The sequence below is a fragment of the Enterobacter cloacae complex sp. P27C genome (assembly GCF_014895705.1).
Taxonomy (GTDB): Bacteria; Pseudomonadota; Gammaproteobacteria; order Enterobacterales; family Enterobacteriaceae; genus Enterobacter; species Enterobacter bugandensis.
The window spans coordinates 111,111-124,712 of sequence record NZ_JADBQB010000007.1; the positions used below are offsets into that span (position 1 = coordinate 111,111).

General features: G+C 54.9%; 14 protein-coding genes. 7 read left to right on the plus strand and 7 right to left on the minus strand.

All coding sequences use genetic code 11. The annotated features are described in order from the left end of the window. The first annotated feature begins 73 nt into the window (after positions 1 to 73). The 3 genes from IM291_RS15845 (at position 74) to IM291_RS15855 (ending at position 2,810) form a co-directional block, all read left to right on the plus strand. Positions 74 to 1,015, plus strand: coding sequence for a VirK/YbjX family protein (locus tag IM291_RS15845; protein ID WP_192987279.1), 942 nt, complete (start codon positions 74 to 76; stop codon positions 1,013 to 1,015). 172 nt (positions 1,016 to 1,187) lie between these two features. Further along, the gene (locus IM291_RS15850) at positions 1,188 to 2,063 is read left to right on the plus strand and encodes a benzoate transporter (protein WP_192987332.1); all 876 of its coding nucleotides are present in this window, start codon (positions 1,188 to 1,190) and stop codon (positions 2,061 to 2,063) included. A gap of 63 nt (positions 2,064 to 2,126) precedes the next feature. Beyond that, complete coding sequence (locus IM291_RS15855) at positions 2,127 to 2,810, plus strand: serine acetyltransferase (protein ID WP_320699541.1); 684 nt, start codon at positions 2,127 to 2,129, stop codon at positions 2,808 to 2,810. 552 nt (positions 2,811 to 3,362) lie between these two features. Here the strand turns inward: IM291_RS15855 and IM291_RS15860 are convergent. Genes IM291_RS15860 through yobA form a run of 3 tightly spaced genes read right to left on the minus strand, consistent with a single transcriptional unit; the run spans position 3,363 to position 4,960 of the window. After that, on the minus strand, positions 3,363 to 3,701 hold the full coding sequence (locus IM291_RS15860) for a YebY family protein (protein WP_028013604.1): 339 nt from the start codon (positions 3,699 to 3,701) through the stop codon (positions 3,363 to 3,365). A gap of 16 nt (positions 3,702 to 3,717) precedes the next feature. After that, positions 3,718 to 4,587 (minus strand): copper homeostasis membrane protein CopD, encoded by an 870-nt coding sequence (gene copD, locus IM291_RS15865; RefSeq protein ID WP_192971759.1) that lies wholly within the window; start codon positions 4,585 to 4,587, stop codon positions 3,718 to 3,720. Between the two features lies 1 nt (position 4,588). Then, positions 4,589 to 4,960: a CopC domain-containing protein YobA gene (gene yobA, locus IM291_RS15870; RefSeq protein ID WP_192987334.1), complete on the minus strand. Its 372-nt coding sequence runs from the start codon at positions 4,958 to 4,960 to the stop codon at positions 4,589 to 4,591. A 136-nt stretch (positions 4,961 to 5,096) separates the two neighbouring features. Here yobA and IM291_RS15875 point away from each other — a divergent pair, with 136 nt between their 5' ends. The 3 genes from IM291_RS15875 (at position 5,097) to exoX (ending at position 6,775) form a co-directional block, all read left to right on the plus strand. Then, positions 5,097 to 5,327, plus strand: a complete 231-nt coding sequence (locus IM291_RS15875; protein ID WP_008500465.1) for a DNA polymerase III subunit theta — start codon at positions 5,097 to 5,099, stop codon at positions 5,325 to 5,327. 110 nt (positions 5,328 to 5,437) lie between these two features. After that, positions 5,438 to 6,088, plus strand: coding sequence for a nitrilase-related carbon-nitrogen hydrolase (locus tag IM291_RS15880; RefSeq protein ID WP_049138839.1), 651 nt, complete (start codon positions 5,438 to 5,440; stop codon positions 6,086 to 6,088). A 24-nt stretch (positions 6,089 to 6,112) separates the two neighbouring features. Beyond that, a complete protein-coding gene (gene exoX / locus IM291_RS15885) occupies positions 6,113 to 6,775 on the plus strand; it encodes an exodeoxyribonuclease X (protein ID WP_192987280.1) in 663 nt (220 codons plus the stop codon). Here exoX and ptrB read toward each other — a convergent pair. Both ptrB and IM291_RS15895 read right to left on the minus strand, forming a co-directional pair. Beyond that, complete coding sequence (gene ptrB, locus IM291_RS15890; protein WP_041909462.1) at positions 6,772 to 8,832, minus strand: oligopeptidase B; 2,061 nt, start codon at positions 8,830 to 8,832, stop codon at positions 6,772 to 6,774. The genes exoX and ptrB overlap by 4 nt on opposite strands. An 85-nt stretch (positions 8,833 to 8,917) precedes the next feature. Next, positions 8,918 to 9,568: a tellurite resistance TerB family protein gene (locus IM291_RS15895; protein ID WP_045260314.1), complete on the minus strand. Its 651-nt coding sequence runs from the start codon at positions 9,566 to 9,568 to the stop codon at positions 8,918 to 8,920. Positions 9,569 to 9,738: 170 nt separating this feature from the next. Here IM291_RS15895 and purT point away from each other — a divergent pair, with 170 nt between their 5' ends. Continuing rightward, positions 9,739 to 10,917, plus strand: coding sequence for a formate-dependent phosphoribosylglycinamide formyltransferase (gene purT, locus IM291_RS15900; protein WP_192987282.1), 1,179 nt, complete (start codon positions 9,739 to 9,741; stop codon positions 10,915 to 10,917). Positions 10,918 to 10,959: 42 nt separating this feature from the next. Here purT and kdgA read toward each other — a convergent pair whose 3' ends face one another. Continuing rightward, on the minus strand, positions 10,960 to 11,601 hold the full coding sequence (gene kdgA / locus IM291_RS15905) for a bifunctional 4-hydroxy-2-oxoglutarate aldolase/2-dehydro-3-deoxy-phosphogluconate aldolase (RefSeq protein ID WP_014884307.1): 642 nt from the start codon (positions 11,599 to 11,601) through the stop codon (positions 10,960 to 10,962). Between the two features lie 39 nt (positions 11,602 to 11,640). Next, the gene (gene edd / locus IM291_RS15910; protein ID WP_041909456.1) at positions 11,641 to 13,452 is read right to left on the minus strand and encodes a phosphogluconate dehydratase; all 1,812 of its coding nucleotides are present in this window, start codon (positions 13,450 to 13,452) and stop codon (positions 11,641 to 11,643) included. Between the last annotated feature and the right edge of the window lie 150 nt (positions 13,453 to 13,602).

Sequence of the window (13,602 nt, forward strand, 5' to 3'; positions counted from 1 at the left end):
AAGATCCGCGCGCTCTTAATCCCTTTTTACTGGCTCCTTAGAATAAGGGGAGATAAAAACGAGAGGTCTTCACGTGTCTAATACACAGCTACATAACGATGTTTTCTATCCGCATCGCACGAATATTATTTCCGAGCTGGTGAACGGCAAACGCGTCCCGGGGCCAATCTGGCGGAAACGCGACTACCGACTGAAGTTCCTTTTACGTTCCCTGCTCTTTTGGTCTTCCACCCACCGTATGCTGGAAGCCCTCTCTGGCCGTGACGATTTCGACAAACTGCTGACATCGCAAATTACGTTGCCCAGCAAGACCCATCGGCAGTACCTGATGCGCGGTCTGACGGCAAACGATCGCGCCGACGCTATCGTTAACCATTACTACTGGATCGATCACCTGAAGGAGAGCCGTCTTGCCCAGGCTATGACCGGCGCGCAGGAACAACCTATCGCGCAGTTCCATGTCAAAGACGGCGTGACCTACACGGTTAATGCGTCCTCAGCTGGCAAAGCCGAGCGTGAAGGTGAGAGTACGCTCTGGCTGCGCGACAACGAGGATACGCTTCTTGCCAGCCTGACCTTTAGCGTCGCCCGCAGCAATGGCCAGCCCGTTGTGGTCATTGGCGGACTTCAGGGCCCCCGTCGCTGCGTGTCACGAGATGCCATTAAACTGGCAACTCGCGCCTGCCATGGCCTGTTTCCCAAGCGCGTGCTGATGGAGGTACTTTTCCAGCTGGCAGCGCAGTCATCTGTTCGGGCCATTTTTGCCGTCAGCGATGAGGGACACGTTTTCCGCGCGCTGCGCTATCGCCTCAGCAAAGGCCGTCATTTCCACGCCAGCTATGACGAATTCTGGGATTCTTTGGGTGGAAAAAAACTTTCCGCCTTCTGCTGGCAGCTGCCGCTGCAGATGGAGCGCAAATCCCTCGACGAGATAGCCAGTAAAAAACGCGCTGAATACCGTCGTCGCTTTGAACTGCTTGATGAAATTGAGGCGTCCGTTAAGTCCCATTTCTAATCGCGACAAGCGTTTTCGCTCTCAGCACAGAGAATGCACTCGGTTTGAGAAAGGAATGATAAAGCAGAGCACTCTTGCATATGCCAGGGGTGCTCAGTTAGCATTGCGCGAAATGAAAATAGCGAATGCGTTGGAAAAGCGCAGTGTAGACGCAAATTTAAGGACTTTGATGATGATTTACGACTGCTTCTTGTATTACGATGAAGATATGCTTCTTGATATCAGGCTAAATACGCTAGCGGACGTTATTGATCGGTTCGTTATCGTTGAGTCAACGCATACCTTTACCGGCAAAAAGCGGCAGCTTAACTTTGACATAAATAAATACGGTCCTTTTAAAGATAAAATTATTTATGTTGTGCATGATGAAACACCTCTCATGAAAGCCTCTGACGGCAGCGATCAGCATCAGGACGGTCTGGTGGTGGATGCATGGGCGAATGAAGCCGCGCAGAGAAATGCCATCATGCAGGGCCTCAAAAGTGCTAAAGATGATGATTTGATTTTAATTTCCGATGTGGACGAGATTTTTTCACCACAGGTTATCGGCTCTATCAACGCGAATAAACTCTGCACAACGCTTTATCAGAATTTTTATAATTATCAGTTTAATCTGCAGGTTTTTAATACAGATAACACCCCACGAAAATGTAAACTGCCGAGAGCGACAAAATATAAAAACCTCGTTCATTTTTTTGGCGGCGAGCCTGAGTCGTTCAGAAATCTTAAACGCACCAGAAGCGTCAAAAACTGGTCCTGGCTTAAATGGAACTGGTTCAAACTTAACAATCGCATCATTGAAAATAGTGGCTGGCATTTCTCATGGGTTATGACCCCTGAACGCATATCAGAAAAAATGTCCACCATCTCCCACACGGAATACGATCTGCCTGAGTTCAACAACCCGGAACATATCATGAAGGTCATCAAAAACGCGGAAGATATCTGGGGACGTGACAGAAAATTAATCAAGCAAGAACTGACAGTTAAAAGCTTCCCTGAGTATATTGTCAACAATCAAGAGCGATTCAGGGAGTTCATTATTTAAGCCAGAACTTACCGTGTCGGCGAAGAGTGAGAACCGGATCATCAACTTTCATGGACTTATCCTGTGTCGACTGGAGAAGTTTGCATCGCGTTGGCCCGGCCACAAATTTTTAATAAGAAGCCAGTTGAGAGGCTGGCGAAAATGTTAGAGACAGGAGTAAAGGTAAAGGTGATTAAGGAAGATTTAAAACGCCACCTGCATGAATGTTTACAGGCTGAAGTGATGAAAAATCAAAAGCCGTTTACCTGGACCAGAGCTGTTCACAAAGCATTCAAATGCCCTGAAAGGCGCTTTAACTTTTGGTGGCGAATTGCATCTTATCTCTATAAAACTAACATCAATAAAAATTTTGCACGCAAAATAAATAGAAAATTGACCATGAAATATGGTTGCGAAATCCAGCTTGGCGCCTCAATCGGTCCCGGGTTAATTATCAGCCATTTTCACGGAGTAGTGATTAATGGTAGCTGCCGCATAGGTTCAAACTTTAGAATCAGACAAAATTCCACGATCGGAATTGGCGGTGGAAAAAAGCCTGGCTCCGGAGAGCCATGCATTTTGATTGGAGACAATGTCAGTGTCGGCGCTGGCTCTTGTATTATTGCAAACGTGATAAATATTGGTAGTAACGTTGACATCGGCGCAATGAGCTTTATAAACAAGGACATTCCAGACAATTGTGTCGTTTATACTAAAAAAACGAATGAACTCCTTTTCAAAGTTAGCCGGGAGAGCGCTTGCATCTGAAAGCCCAGCGCCACTTTTGCGAAACCCGACCGCAATGCAAGCGCCCCACCGTTTGCAATCAGGCGTCCGGAGGGACCCGCGCACCGAAGATTAAGGTTTAGCGCCTGTTCGGCCATAAGTCAGAAAAATGACAGTAAAGTGCCAGGAGAGCATGAAAAAGAAATCATGATGTTTTAAAAAATTGCGTGTAAATGAATTGTTAATGTTAAAAATGGTATGGTATAACGAGAAATGTCGGATATTGAACTTCGGACAATTTCAGGACATTTTCGGGCGGATAGGCGTAAGTGACTGAAATAAAACGCAGATAAAAAGAGACCGAATACGATTCCTGTATTCGGTCCAGGGAAATGGCTCTTGGGAGAGAGCCGTGCGCTAAAAGTTGGCATTAATGCAGGCTAAGTCGCCTTGCCTTTTAAGAATAGATGACGACGCCAGGTTTTCCAGTCCACAGCAAAAGTGGCCTGAAAAAAAGCGTCAGAGCATCATTAAAAGTGAAAAACCGCAGTGCTTTGGCGAGCTTCTGCGGTTTTTTTATTGGAAACCTGAACGTCAGCAGAGCTTGTCAGCGCGCTCGATAAACGGTGCCAGGCTCATCTTCTGCCCCGGGTTGGCCGGGTCATCAATCTGAATCACGCTGACTGGCTGACCGCTGCTCTTGCCGCTGGCGACCTGCTGCTCAGCGGTATCGTTGAGCGGGTACTGGACCAGCGTGCTCGGGTTGATCGCATACAGCGCATGGCCCGGACGGCAGGTCAGCATCACCTCTTCGCGATTAAAGGCCCATTTGTCTTTGCCCACTTCAAAGCGGCTTACGGTGATTACCTGCGGTGCCGCCAGAGCGCTTCCCGCGCAGGCCAGCAATAAGAGAGAAAGTACTGTCTTTTTCATTTAATAGTTAACCTTGTCAGAAGGGTTCCCAGGTAGCAAACAGACTGACCGTTGCCAGAACCAGCGCGCCCAGCACCACCTCTGCCTGTGTCATCCTGATAAACATCTGTTGTGCGCGCCCGGAATCCGGACGGAACCGTGGCACCAGAAAATACCGATTTGCCAGCGCAATTGCCACCATCAACGCCACGAGAGCACATTTGAACAACAAAAACTGCACGTAGCCAGCCTGCCAGGGAATATGGATGCCCAGAATCAACAGCGCATTCACTACGCCGGTAAGCAGCACGCCTGCGACGGCATAATGCCCCACGCGCGAGAAACGCATCATGGTATAGATGGCCGCGTTCTGCCAGCGTCCTTTCGCCAGACGCATGCAAAACAGCAGCGGCAGCAACCCACCTACCCAGGTTGCGGCACACAGCAGGTGAACAGCATGATTGAGTCGCTGTATCGTTCCCATCGGGCCGTCGCTCATCGCCGCGTGCCCTACCCCTGCCAGCAGGATAAGCTGGCCCATGGCGAGCAGCAGCAGGCGCGAGCCTTTCAGCGGCGCGAGCCACGCGACGACAACGGTGATGGCAGCGAGGATAATTTGCCACAACCAGACGCCACCAAACTGCGTTCCCAGCACGCTGTACCAGATTTGCGGGTTAAACACATCGCCCCAGCCGTTGCCCATTAAGCCGCCCTGAAGCATAAACATCAGGATCGCAGCGGCCAGGCTGACGATGGATGCCACTCTCTGCTGGAGCTGGAAACGCCGGGCCATCAGGCGGTGCAGCCCGGAAGGCGCAAACCAGACGCTGTAAAGCGCGTTGCCAAAAACGAGCATTAGCGCCGCAAAATGGATAAAGCGCAATCCTACGTATAACAGTCCCAGCATGCTATTTCACGCTGAAGCGATAGCTGCCTTTGGTTTTATGGCCGTCGACGGAAACCACGTGCCAGTCCACCCGGTAAGCCCCCGGCGCCAGCGTCTGTTCCAGCGGAACGGTCAGCTGTGCTTTGTTCTTTTCGTCTCGCGTGGCGGTACCGGTTTTGATCACCTGCTTTTGCGCATCCGTCACCACGACGCCGCTAAATCCGGGCTCGATACCTTCGGAGAAACTCAGCGTCAGCACCTGCGGTGACGCCACCTGGCTGTCCGCTGCCGGGCTCTGCTGCTCAAGATGCGCATGCGCCAGCACGGAGGGTGAGATTACCGTTGAGGCCAAAAAAACCAGTGCGCATACCGCGCGGGAAGCGGATAAACCCATCACAATCATTCCTTTTTGTTATGTCTGTATGCTAAAGAATAACGCTGTATAATAAACGAGTCGAGGATCATCCCGCTCTGCTTGTCATCGTCGCGCAATCGCGGTAACGTTGCCGCCGCAAAATAAGGAGAAGGTAATGAAGATCAATCTGGCCGCCCTTCCTCAGGACGAGATGGATAAAGTGAATGTCGATCTCGCTGCCGCTGGCGTCGCCTTTAAAGAGCGTTACAACATGCCCGTCGTGGCTGAAGTGGTGGAGCGAGAACAGCCTGCCCATCTGCGTGACTGGTTTCGCGAAAGGTTAATTGCCCACCGTCTCGCCTCGGTCAACCTCTCCCGCTTGCCGTACGAGCCGAAAGTTAAATAAGCTTAACGACTCGTTACACTTCCTTACGCGGAATCTGGCAGGATAAGAAAACCCTGATTAAATTAGGTGTACTCTTTAATCCCTGCGACTCTGTGTATAAGGAAGTCACGATGTCACATTGGAATATTGCGGCAGCCCAGTATGGCGGGCAGCATCACAGCGTAGATGACCATATTGCGCACCATCTCCACTTTATTGCCGAAGCAGCACATCATCAGTGCGATTTGCTGGTTTTCCCGGAACTCTCATTAACCGGCCCGGGCGCGACGGCATTACCGCTTCCGCCCGAAGACGATCGACTACAGCCATTGCTTGATGCCGCGCATTTTTACCGCATTACCCTCATTGCAGGGCTTCCCGTTGAACGAAACGGTCAGCGCCAGAAAGGCCTTGCGCTGTTTATCCCCTCCCGCGATCGTATTCTGCGTTACCCTCAGGGGAGCGGCGCCAGCCTTGTGCCGGGTGATAAACAACTCACGATTATAGATGGGCAAAGCGATTCACCGAATCTTGATCCGCAGGCAACACTCTTCACCAGTTGCCAGTCGGTGAGGGATTACCGCTGGCGACAGTCCATCAATACCCTGCAGCGCTTTGCGCACAGGTATGCCATCGCGGTGTTAATGGCAAATGCCGGCGCGGGCAGCGCGTTATGGGATGAAAAAGGCCAGCTGATTGTTCGGGCAGATAAGGGTGAGCTCCTGTTGACCGGCACGCGCAACGGACAGGGTTGGCAAGGCGATATCATTCCTTTAGGCTAAGCGTTTTTAGCTCAGGAGATTTTCATGCTGCGCGTCATTGATACCGAAACTTGCGATCTTCAGGGCGGAATTGTGGAAGTGGCCTCGGTCGACGTGGTTGATGGAAAAATCGTCAACCCGATGAGCCATCTGGTGCGCCCCGATCGTCCTATTAGCCCACAGGCCATGGCTATCCATCGCATTACAGAATCAATGGTGGCGGATAAACCCTGGATAGAAGACGTTATCCCGCACTACTACGGCAGCCCATGGTACGTTGCCCACAACGCCAGCTTTGACCGTAGGGTACTCCCCGAAATGCCCGGGGAGTGGATTTGTACCATGAAGCTGGCGCGTCGCCTCTGGCCAGGGATCAAATACAGCAATATGGCGCTGTATAAATCCCGCAAGCTCAGCGTCAGAACCCCTGAAGGGCTGCACCATCACCGCGCCCTGTATGACTGCTATATCACCGCTGCGCTACTCATAGATATTATGAACACATCGGGCTGGACGCCGGATGATATGGCAACGATCACCGGACGCCCTGCGCTGCTGACGACGTTCACCTTCGGCAAATACCGCGGGAGAGCGGTATCGGATATTGCAGATAAAGATCCGGGCTATCTACGCTGGCTGTATAACAACCTCGAAAAAATGAGCCCGGAGCTGCGCTTAACCCTGAAACACTATCTGGGCGAAGCTTAACGCTGCACACGGCCTGGCAACGTATCCTGCGCCAGGCCTATCAAAAAGGCATACTCCAGGGCCACCCCTTCGTAGGATTTGAATCGACCCGATTTCCCCCCGTGCCCGGAGTCCATATCGGTGCAGAGCAGCAGCAGGTTGTCATCGGTTTTCAGCTCCCGCAGCTTTGCTACCCATTTTGCCGGTTCCCAGTATTGCACCTGTGAATCGTGCAAACCGGTCGTCACCAGCATGTGCGGGTACGCTTTCGCTTCTACGTTGTCATACGGGCTGTACTCTTTCATATAGCGATAATAGGTTTCATCCTGCGGGTTGCCCCACTCCTCAAACTCCCCGGTCGTCAAAGGGATGGACTCATCGAGCATGGTGGTAACCACATCGACAAACGGGACCTGCGCAACAATGCCCTTAAAGCGTTCGGGCCGCTGATTGATGACCGCCCCCATCAGCATCCCCCCCGCGCTGCCGCCCATGCCGAAGCAAAGCTGAGGATCGCCATAGCCTTGCTCAATCAGCGCATCGCAGACGTCGAGATAGTCGTTGAAGGTGTTTTTCTTTTTCAGGAATTTCCCGTCTTCATACCAGTGCTGCCCCAGCTCGCCGCCGCCGCGAATATGGGCAATGGCGAAAACAAAGCCGCGGTCGAGCAGGCTTAATCTGCTGCTGCTGAAGTCGGCATCCATGCTGGAGCCATAAGAGCCGTAGCCGTAGACCAGGATCGGATTTTTACCCTTCTGGAAATGCGCCTTATGATAAACGAGCGAAACAGGCACTTCCACGCCATCGCGCGCGGTGACCCACAGGTGTTCGCTGCGGTAATTGTCGGAATCAAAGCCCTTCACTTCGGTTTGCTTAAGCACCTGGCGCTGTCCGGTATCCATATCCAGCTCGAAGAGCGTATCCGGCGTGGTCATGGACGAGTAGCCGTAGCGCAGCCGGGACGATTCAGGTTCCGGGTTAAAGCCGATCCACGTGACGTAGGCCGGATCGTCGAACGCAATCCCTATCACCTCACGCGTTTTACGGTTGATCTGCCGGATACTGGTCAGCCCACGCTGGCGCTCCTCCACCACCAGCCAGTCGGTAAACAGCGTGAACCCTTCCAGCATCACCTGATCCCGCGCGGGAATGAGCACCTCCCACTTGCGCTCGTCGCGCACCTTGGTTTTGTACAGACCAAAGTTCTTGCCTTCACGATTCGAACGCAGATAAAAGCTGTGCTGGAAGTGATCCAGGCTGTACTCGTGGTCCTTGCGGCGCGGCAGGAAACAGAGCGGCTGGGCGTCAGGCAGTTCGGCATCCAGGAGCAGCACTTCCGAGGTGGTGGCGCTGGCGAGGAAGATAATCACATAGTGGCGCGAGGAGGTTTTATGCAGGCTGACATAAAACGTTTCGTCTTTCTCTTCATAGACCAGCTCGTCATCGGCTGAGTCCGTGCCTACGGTATGGCGCCACACCTGATAAGGCAGCAGCGTGGAGGCGTGCTTTTTAACGTAGTAGACCGTCTCGGAATCGTTCGCCCAGACAAAATCCGGGGAGACGTTTTCCAGCATTTCCGGATACCAGTTGCCGGTTTCCAGATTGCGAAAACGCAGGCCGTACTGGCGCCGGGAGAGATAATCCTCCGCCAGCGCCATGATGGTGTTGTCCGGGGAGATGGACATACCGCCCAGGGTATAAAACTCGCTGTGGGCGGCACGCTGGTTCGCATCCAGCAGAATGTCCCATTCATCCCACTCGGCGCTTAATACCGACTGTCGTTGATAGATGGGATACTCGTTGCCCGGCTCATAGATATGGCGATAGCGATAGCCGTTTTTGGTCCAGGGCGCGGAGATGTCGCGCTGGGGAATACGCTGCACCATTTCGTTCAGCAGCTGGTCCTGCAGCGCCTGCTGGCTGGCCATGACCCTGCGGCCATAGTCGTTTTCCTCGTGCAGGTAGTCGAGCACCTCTGGCCGGGAACGCGAATCGTCCCGCAGCCAGTAGTAGTTGTCTATGCGCGTATCGCCATGCGTGACGATCGCATAAGGAGTACGTCGGGCTTTCGGTGGCATGTCATCATTCTTTTAAGTTTTACACCCTATAAGGTTGGCAAAACCCGCGCATGATGCAAGCGAAACATGACCCCGGGAGCGCGAGTTAGCCCTGTAGCGCCTGTTTTTGTTCCCCGATATCTTTTTCTATCCCCTCGCGCACGTCCTGAGGGATCTTCAGCGCGTCGCCGAGGGCGTTAAGGTAGCTACGCTCCATAAAGTGATCGATATCTATGGCGGCACAGCTGAGAAAATAGAGTTCCAGCGCCTCTTCCTCATTTTTCACGCTCAGTGCCAGACGCTGCGGATCGAGCGGCTGTTCAATGGCCTGCGCCACCAGCGTTCTGCCCTGTTCTTCAACACCCGCCTCGCGCAGCTGCTGTTCGATAGCCGCTCTTTCATTATCATCAATATGCCCGTCGCTTTTGGCGGCAAACACCAGCGCAAGGATGAGCCGCTCCGTGCGCAGATCCAGCGGAGAAGTATGCTCCCCATAGTGAGGTTCATCGCGGTGCGCCGCTCGCACCCTGTCCTTATATTTGTTCCACAGCACGGTGCCGGCGATAGCGCCGCCCCCGGCCAGCAGCGCGCCGGTACCGTACTTCGCCAGCAGCTTGCGTGAGGATTTATTGGCAACCAGCAGCCCTGCCAGCCCACCGAGCGCCCCCGGTACCAGCAGTTTGCTAAGCCCCTGTTCGCCGGAACCAGAGGTTTTCTGCCCTAACATGGATTGCAGTTGATTTAACCAGCCTGACATGGTTTCCCTCGCTTAACGGTTAACATGTTCTCCAGCGTAAGCGAGCAGGCGTCAGGAAATGTCCATCAAGCCTAAAGAAGCGCAAATTTCTGGTCTGCCCTTTTGCCGTGCGCAAGACAGACGCAAACGTTTTCGTTTATACTGCGCGCATCTTTTTCAGGGGGAATGTTATGACTTGTTTAGGAACCGCGCTGCGACCTGCGGCGACGCGCGTAATGCTGTTGGGATCGGGCGAACTGGGTAAAGAAGTCGCCATTGAGTGTCAGCGTTTAGGGGTGGAGGTGATTGCCGTAGACCGCTACGCCGACGCGCCCGCCATGCACGTCGCCCATCGTTCTTATGTGATCAACATGCTGGACGGTGATGCCCTGCGTACGCTCATTGCACGGGAGAAACCGGATTTTGTCGTGCCGGAAATTGAAGCTATCGCAACCGATACGCTGATCGCCCTTGAGCAGGAAGGCCAGCGCGTGGTGCCCTGCGCCAAAGCGGCAAAGCTGACCATGAACCGTGAAGGCATTCGCCGCCTGGCGGCGGAGGAGCTGGGGCTGCCTACCTCAAGCTACCGTTTTGCGGGTGACAAAGCCGCATTCCTGCAGGCCGTTGAAGAGATTGGCTACCCGTGCATCATTAAGCCGGTGATGAGCTCTTCCGGAAAAGGTCAGAGCTTTATTCGCGACAGCAGCGCGCTGGACAGCGCGTGGGATTATGCGCAACAGGGTGGCCGTGCCGGTGCCGGTCGCGCGATCGTCGAAGGCGTGGTGAAGTTTGATTTCGAAATCACTCTGCTCACCGTCAGTGCCGTGGACGGCGTCCATTTCTGCGACCCAATCGGTCACCGTCAGGAAGATGGTGATTATCGTGAATCCTGGCAGCCGCAGCAGATGAGCGACCTGGCGCTGGAGCGTGCCCGGGAGATTGCCCGTAAAACCGTTCTGGCCCTGGGCGGTTATGGCCTGTTCGGCGTGGAGCTGTTCGTCTGCGGTGACGAAGTGATCTTCAGCGAAGTCTCCCCTCGCCCGCACGACACCGGTATGGTCACGCTCATTTCGCAGGATCTCTCGGAGTTCGCCCTGCACGTGCGCGCCTTCCTCGGCCTGCCGGTTGGCGGCATCCGCCAGTACGGCCCGGCGGCGTCGGCGGTGATCCTTCCGCAGTTGACCAGCCAGAATGTGACGTTTGATAACGTCGAAGGCGCGGTGGGCGCAGGCCTGCAGGTCCGTCTGTTCGGCAAGCCGGAGATCGACGGTACGCGTCGTCTGGGCGTGGCGTTAGCCACCGGGGATAACGTTGACGAGGCCGTAGCAAGAGCAAAAGCGGCGGCTGCGAACGTTCAGGTAGCAGGATAAAAAAAACGGGCCGAAAGGCCCGTTTTTCATGCTGCATATGGCTTACTGCTTCGCGCCTTCAACCGCTTCACGAGCCAGTTTCGTGATGCGATCCCAGTCGCCCGCTTCCAGCGCATCCGCCGGAACCAGCCATGAGCCGCCGATGCACAGTACGCTTTTCAGCGCCAGGTAGTCGCGGTAGTTAGCCGGGGAGATACCGCCCGTCGGGCAGAAGCGTACCTGAGAGAAAGGACCGGCAATTGCCTGCAGCGCTTTGGTGCCGCCGTTCGCTTCTGCCGGGAAGAATTTGAACTCTTTCAGACCGTAGTCCATGCCCAGCATCAGTTCAGAAACGGTGCTGATGCCCGGGATCAAGGGAATAGTGCCTTCGGTCGCGGCCTTCAGCAGCGGCTCGGTCAGGCCCGGGCTGATGGCAAACTGTGCGCCGGCTTCGGTCACTTCCGCCAGCTGCTGCGCGTTGAGAACGGTACCCGCACCGATGATGGCGTCCGGCACTTCTTTAGCGATGGCGCGGATGGCATCCATCGCGCAGGCGGTACGCAGGGTCACTTCCAGAACGCGAACGCCGCCCGCAACCAGCGCTTTCGCCATTGGCACAGCGTGCTCCAGCTTGTTTACCACGATAACCGGCACGACAGGGCCAGTGGTCAGGATTGCTTCTGCACTTGTTTTCCAGTTTTTCATCAGAGTTCTCTCTCGCCAGATCGTTAAAATCAAGTCGTCTTAAAACGTAATACAGGTTGCGCCCTGCTCCGCACCGGAGAGCTTCTCACGCAGCGCGCTGAACATTTCGCGTCCGGTCCCCACGCGCGATGCGCTCAGGTCAGGAATATGAGGCTGACGTGCCGCCAGCTCCGCGTCATCCACCAGCAGGGTTAACTCGCCAGTCTGGCCGTTCACGCGGATCATGTCGCCGTCGCGCACTTTCGCCAGCAAGCCGCCGTCGTAGGCTTCAGGCGTGACGTGGATGGCGGAAGGCACTTTGCCGGATGCGCCTGACAGGCGGCCATCGGTCACTAACGCAATTTTGAAACGGCGGTCCAATAATACACCAAGTGGTGGCATAAGTTTATGTAATTCTGGCATGCCGTTCGCTTTTGGCCCCTGATGACGCACGACCACCACGCAGTCTTTATCCAGCAGACCGGCGTCGAAGGCAGGCAACACGTCGTGCTGGCTTTCAAACACTACCGCCGGGGCCTCGATAACCTGGTTCTCTTCCGGCACGGCAGAGGTTTTCATCACCGCGCGGCCAAGGTTGCCGCTCAGCACTTTGGTACCGCCGTGGTGGGAGAACGGTTTGTCGATAGTGGCAATCACCTGCGGATCAAGAGACGCGGTTGCCCCGTCGCGCCAGTCCAGCTCGCCGTTGTTCAGCCACGGCTCCTGGGTGTAGCGCTGCAGACCAAATCCGGCTACGGTGTTCACGTCTTCATGCAGCAGACCGCCTTTCAGCAACTCGCGCATCAGCAGCGGCACGCCGCCCGCAGCCTGGAAGTGGTTGATGTCCGCCGGCCCGTTCGGGTACAGACGCGCCATCAGCGGTACCACGGAGGAGATGTCGGAGAAGTCATCCCAGTTAATCAGGATACCCGCCGCGCGCGCCATGGCCACCAGGTGCATGGTGTGGTTAGTTGAACCGCCGGTTGCCAGCAGGGCGACGATACCGTTGACGATCACTTTTTCGTCGACCATTTTGCCCATCGGCATCCATTCATTGCCGTTTCCTGTCAGGCGCGTCACCTGACGGGCCGCGGCCTCGGTCAGCGCCTGGCGCAGCGGCGCGTCCGGCTGGATGAAGGACGAGCCCGGAAGCTGCATCCCCATAAACTCCACCACCATCTGGTTGGTGTTGGCCGTGCCGTAGAACGTACAGGTGCCCGGCGCATGGTAGGACGCGGCTTCGGCTTCCAGCAGCGCCTGACGATCGGCTTTGCCTTCCGCATACAGCTGGCGGATACGCACTTTTTCTTTATTCGGCAGACCGCTGGCCATCGGGCCGGACGGCACGAAAATCGCAGGCAGATGACCAAACGACAGCGCCGCCATCACCAGGCCCGGGACGATTTTGTCGCACACGCCGAGATACAGCGCGCCATCAAACATGTTGTGTGACAGGCCCACCGCCGCAGACATCGCAATCACTTCGCGGCTCAGCAGCGACAGCTCCATACCATCCTGCCCCTGCGTCACGCCGTCGCACATGGCCGGGACGCCCCCTGCCACCTGCCCGACCGCGTTCACGCTGTGCAGCGCTTTACGAATGATGTTGGGATAGACCTCATACGGCTGATGCGCGGAGAGCATATCGTTATAGGACGTGATAATAGCGATATTGTTACGCAACATGCTTTTCAGTGAGGCTTTGTCATCAGGCTGGCAGGCAGCGAAGCCGTGGGCCAGGTTACCGCAGGCCAGCTGGGAGCGGTGAACGGTGTTGCTTTTCGCCTGTTCAATGCGGGCGAGGTAGGCCGAACGGGTCTCTTTCGAGCGCTCGATAATGCGTTGTGTTACGCGTAACAATACAGGATTCATAAAAGCTCCTTTAATTTATCTGTCCGGGCTCGGGAGTTTACAAAGTCGCTGGCGGTTGTTAACAACGCTGAAACGCTTGCTGTCCGGAGCTCAGGGGCAAAATCACTTCCGGCAGTGTAATAAAAAAAGCCCCGCGGGTGAATCCACGCG